At 52.8% G+C, this 4,741-nt stretch carries 4 protein-coding genes and 3 pseudogenes; 3 read left to right on the top strand and 4 right to left on the bottom strand.

Annotated elements, in window-relative coordinates; genetic code table 11:
- Positions 1-75 precede the first annotated feature (75 nt).
- A complete protein-coding gene (locus tag BFF42_RS11240; RefSeq protein ID WP_065404067.1) occupies positions 76-204 on the top strand; it encodes an IS1 family transposase in 129 nt (42 codons plus the stop codon).
- 16 nt (positions 205-220) lie between these two features.
- Positions 221-358, top strand: a pseudogene (locus BFF42_RS27690) (YebB family permuted papain-like enzyme); the annotation flags it as partial.
- A gap of 1 nt (position 359) precedes the next feature.
- Here BFF42_RS27690 and ruvC read toward each other — a convergent pair.
- The 4 genes and pseudogenes from ruvC to aspS form a co-directional block, all read right to left on the bottom strand.
- Positions 360-881 (bottom strand): crossover junction endodeoxyribonuclease RuvC, encoded by a 522-nt coding sequence (gene ruvC / locus BFF42_RS11235; RefSeq protein ID WP_001295503.1) that lies wholly within the window; start codon positions 879-881, stop codon positions 360-362.
- Between the two features lie 34 nt (positions 882-915).
- Positions 916-1,656, bottom strand: coding sequence for a YebC/PmpR family DNA-binding transcriptional regulator (locus tag BFF42_RS11230; protein ID WP_000907247.1), 741 nt, complete (start codon positions 1,654-1,656; stop codon positions 916-918).
- 28 nt (positions 1,657-1,684) lie between these two features.
- The gene (gene nudB / locus BFF42_RS11225) at positions 1,685-2,137 is read right to left on the bottom strand and encodes a dihydroneopterin triphosphate diphosphatase (RefSeq protein ID WP_001300367.1); all 453 of its coding nucleotides are present in this window, start codon (positions 2,135-2,137) and stop codon (positions 1,685-1,687) included.
- 117 nt (positions 2,138-2,254) lie between these two features.
- Positions 2,255-4,026, bottom strand: a pseudogene (gene aspS / locus BFF42_RS11220) (aspartate--tRNA ligase).
- A gap of 309 nt (positions 4,027-4,335) precedes the next feature.
- On the opposite strand from aspS, the pseudogene BFF42_RS11215 reads away from it, so the two are divergent.
- Positions 4,336-4,554, top strand: a pseudogene (locus BFF42_RS11215) (isochorismatase family protein); the annotation flags it as partial.
- Positions 4,555-4,741 lie beyond the last annotated feature (187 nt).

Below are 4,741 nucleotides of genomic sequence, written 5' to 3'. Positions count from 1 at the left end.
CTTTCTGTTCCATAACAGGTGTCCACTAGTTGAAAAGGTGGGCACCTACGTTACCAATACAGGCTTAATGGCTACATACGGCGGTCAGTTTACGCTTACCAACATCTGGCAAGGCTGGGACGGAAGTCACTGTCGTTCTCAAAATCGGTGGAGCTGCATGACAAGGTCATCGGGCATTATCTGAACATAAAACACTATCAGTAAGTTGGAGTCATTACCGAAATTCTGGTTCTTAGGTTCTATTCCGTGGGAGCGTAAAACCGTCACGCCAGCCAGTTTGTGGCATCATCCGGGTTTGGTGTTGATTCACGCGGAGGGAGTTGAAACGCCTCAGCCTGAACTGACCGAGGCGGTATAACTTAACGCAGTCGCCCTCTCGCCAGGTTCAGCCGCGATTCGCTCATCTGCATTGCATTCTGGCTGACGTGACAATGGGTAATCGCGATAGCTAACGCATCGGCGGCATCCGCCTGTGGATTAGCGGGCAGTTTCAGCAAGGTGCGGACCATATGCTGCACCTGACTTTTTTCGGCACTACCAATACCTACCACCGTTTGCTTTACCTGACGTGCCGCATATTCAAATACCGGCAATTCCTGATTCACCGCCGCCACAATCGCCACGCCGCGCGCCTGCCCCAGTTTCAGAGCCGAGTCGGCATTTTTGGCCATAAAGACTTGTTCAATGGCGAAATAATCTGGCTGGAACTGGGTGATGATTTCCGTCACACCCGCATAGATGAGCTTCAGACGAGACGGTAAATCATCCACCTTGGTGCGTATGCATCCGCTACCCAGGTAGGACAGTTGCCTGCCTACCTGGCGGATGACGCCATAGCCGGTCACGCGCGAACCCGGGTCAATGCCGAGAATAATAGCCATCACGCGTCTCCGTTTTGCTGTTTAGCAGGCCTCATCAGAGAGTCGCTGCAATCTCATCAGAGATTTCACCGTTATGGTAAACTTCCTGCACGTCGTCGCAATCTTCCAGCATATCGATCAGACGCATCAGTTTCGGTGCGGTTTCTGCATCCATATCAGCTTTGGTGGACGGGATCATGGAAACTTCCGCGCTGTCTGCTTTCAGACCTGCCGCTTCCAGAGCGTCGCGCACTTTACCCATTTCTTCCCATGCAGTGTAGACATCAATCGCGCCGTCATCATAGGTCACAACGTCTTCAGCACCTGCTTCCAGAGCTGCTTCCATGATGGTGTCTTCATCGCCTTTCTCGAAGGAGATCACGCCTTTTTTGCTGAACAGATAGGCTACGGAACCATCTGTACCGAGGTTACCGCCACATTTGCTGAATGCATGACGCACTTCAGCAACGGTACGGTTGCGGTTGTCAGACAGACATTCAATCATGATTGCCGTGCCGCCAGGACCGTAACCTTCGTAGATGATGGTTTCCATGTTTGCATCATCATCACCGCCCACACCACGTGCAATTGCGCGGTTCAGTGTGTCACGGGTCATGTTGTTAGACAGTGCTTTATCCACCGCCGCACGCAGACGCGGGTTAGCGTCCGGATCGCCACCGCCCAGCTTAGCCGCGGTTACCAGCTCACGAATGATTTTAGTGAAGATTTTACCGCGCTTAGCATCCTGCGCAGCTTTACGATGTCTGGTGTTGGCCCATTTACTATGACCTGCCATAAAAATATCTCCAGATAGCCCTGCCTGTTCAGGCAGCGTTAATTACAAACTGTTCAATCGCCTGCCGGTTGCTCCAGGACTTAGTGAGCGCCGCCGCAGCAGGCGCATCAAGCCACTTGTAAGCCAGATGTTCAGTGAAAACGATCTGCCGCTCATGCGGAAGCGCAAGACAGAACCATGATTCCGTATTACGCGTCACGCCCGGCGCATAGCGATGACGTAAATGTGAAAAAATTTCAAACTCTACCGTGCGCTGACAGTCAATTAAGGTCAGTTGTTCAGCGACAACATCAATGGTGACCTCTTCCTTTACTTCGCGCATGGCAGCTTGCGGCGCGGTTTCACCCTCTTCCACGCTGCCGGTTACCGACTGCCAGAAATCGGGATCGTCACGCCGCTGCAACATCAGCACCCGTTTCGTATCTTGTGCATAGATGACCACTAAGATCGAAACGGGACGCTTATACACTTTATCCTTCACGCTGCCTCTTCGTTGACTGCCTTCGCTCATCCCATTCACATAGTTATCTATGCTCATGGGAGTTCACTCAATTGCCGCCTTGATGCAACGCGAATGATTTCGTGTATTTGAGTCATATCAGTTATTCTCTGCCTTCTTCACAACCTGAATGCTCAGCTCAGCCAGTGCAGTCGGGTTAGCAAAGCTCGGTGCTTCAGTCATCAGACACGCTGCCGCCGTGGTTTTCGGGAAGGCGATAACGTCACGGATATTGTCGGTGCCAGTCAGCAGCATGGTCAGACGGTCAAGACCGAATGCCAGACCTGCGTGCGGCGGAGTACCGTATTTCAGGGCGTCGAGCAGGAAGCCGAATTTCTCGCGCTGTTCCTCTTCGTTGATACCCAGAATACCAAACACCGTCTGCTGCATATCACCATTATGGATACGTACTGAACCACCGCCCACTTCGTAACCATTGATGACCATATCGTAAGCGTTCGCCACCGCATTTTCCGGTGCAGCTTTCAGTTCTGCAGCAGTCATGTCTTTCGGTGAGGTGAACGGATGGTGCATTGCCGTCAGGCCGCCTTCACCGTCGTCTTCAAACATCGGGAAGTCGATAACCCACAGCGGTGCCCATTTGCTTTCGTCGGTCAGACCAAGGTCTTTACCCACTTTCAGGCGCAGTGCGCCCATCGCGTCGGCAACAATTTTCTTGTTGTCGGCACCGAAGAAAATCATATCGCCATCTTGCGCGGCAGTACGATCCAGGATGGCTTCGATGATTTCTGCATTAAGGAACTTCGCTACCGGGCTGTTGATACCTTCCAGACCTTTCGCGCGTTCGTTAACTTTGATGTAAGCCAGACCTTTCGCGCCGTAGATTTTAACGAAGTTACCGTATTCGTCGATCTGCTTACGGGTCAGCGATGCGCCACCCGGAACACGTAGAGCGGCAACACGGCCTTTCGGATCGTTCGCCGGCCCCGCAAATACTGCAAACTCAACAGATTTCAGCAGATCGGCAACGTCGGTCAGTTCCATCGGGTTACGCAGATCCGGTTTATCAGAACCATAACGGCGTTCTGCTTCCGCAAAGGTCATTACCGGGAAATCGCCCAGATCCACGCCCTTCACTTCCAGCCACAAATGACGCACCAGCGCTTCCATCACTTCACGCACTTGCGGCGCGGTCATGAAAGAAGTTTCCACATCGATCTGAGTAAACTCAGGCTGACGATCAGCGCGCAGGTCTTCGTCACGGAAGCATTTAACGATCTGATAGTAACGGTCAAAACCGGACATCATCAGCAGCTGTTTGAATAACTGTGGGGATTGCGGCAGTGCGTAGAATTTACCTTTGTGCACACGAGAAGGCACCAGGTAGTCACGCGCGCCTTCCGGCGTGGCTTTGGTCAGCATCGGAGTTTCGATGTCGAGGAAGCCGTGGTCATCCATAAAACGGCGCACCAGGCTGGTGATTTTAGCGCGGGTTTTCAGGCGCTGAGCCATTTCCGGACGACGCAGGTCGAGGTAGCGGTATTTCAGACGCGCTTCTTCGGTGTTGACGTGGTTAGAGTCAAGCGGCAGAACATCTGCGCGGTTGATGATAGTCAGCGAGGACGCCAGCACTTCGATTTCGCCGGTCGCCATATCGCGGTTAATATTTTTTTCGTCACGCGCACGTACGGTGCCCGTGACCTGAATGCAGAACTCATTACGCAGTTCAGAGGCCAGCTTTAACGCGTCCGCACGATCCGGATCGAAAAATACCTGCACGATACCTTCGCGGTCGCGCATATCGATGAAGATCAGGCTACCAAGATCACGACGACGGTTGACCCAACCACACAGAGTCACCTGCTGCCCACGTGGGACAAACGGAGCTGTCCACAATATTCTGTACGCATGAGATATCCCTTAACTTAGCTGCCGGCGGATGCCCCCTGCTGCGCAGGTGACCAAGTCGCAGCGTTAGCTGTATGTCACAACTGAATGAAAAAAGGCGGCTATTATACTGGAAATTCTGCCGCACCGTAAGAGCCTGGCCCGCGCTGGAACGCCTCGTTACCACTTTATATCGGGCCTGAAATCAGACTCTACGCCAGTTTGCTATAAAGGTGTTGCCCGAACTCATAAACATTAACAAAATTTGTCGTTCCGCCATCGGCTAATCGCATTAAGGTATGAGGCACGATTTTGTTTTTTCAGGAGTCAGCATGCTTGAACTTAATGCTAAAACCACTGCGTTGGTGGTGATCGATTTACAAGAAGGCATCTTACCTTTTGCCGGTGGTCCACATACTGCCGATGAGGTAGTTAATCGCGCCGGGAAGCTGGCGGCGAAATTTCGCGCCAGCGGTCAGCCCGTGTTTCTGGTGCGAGTTGGCTGGTCTGCCGATTACGCCGAAGCATTAAAACAGCCGGTTGATGCCCCCGTTACTTTATTCGTACCCCTTATAATGGGGTGTTAGCCAGCCAGACCCGGCATGATTACTGCCCCCAGTCGTCCATGATCCGGGGGGGGATGTCACCGGGTCTGGTGGGGCGCTGGTAACCGCTAATAGGGGTCAGGTCAGGCACTTTTGCCGGGACCGTCTGTAACGTGGATGCCGGTACCTGCTC

It is taken from the genome of Shigella sp. FC1661 (assembly GCF_001712525.1).
In the GTDB taxonomy this organism is placed as follows: Bacteria; Pseudomonadota; Gammaproteobacteria; order Enterobacterales; family Enterobacteriaceae; genus Escherichia; species Escherichia coli.
This window is presented reverse-complemented; position numbering and strand designations above follow the sequence as displayed.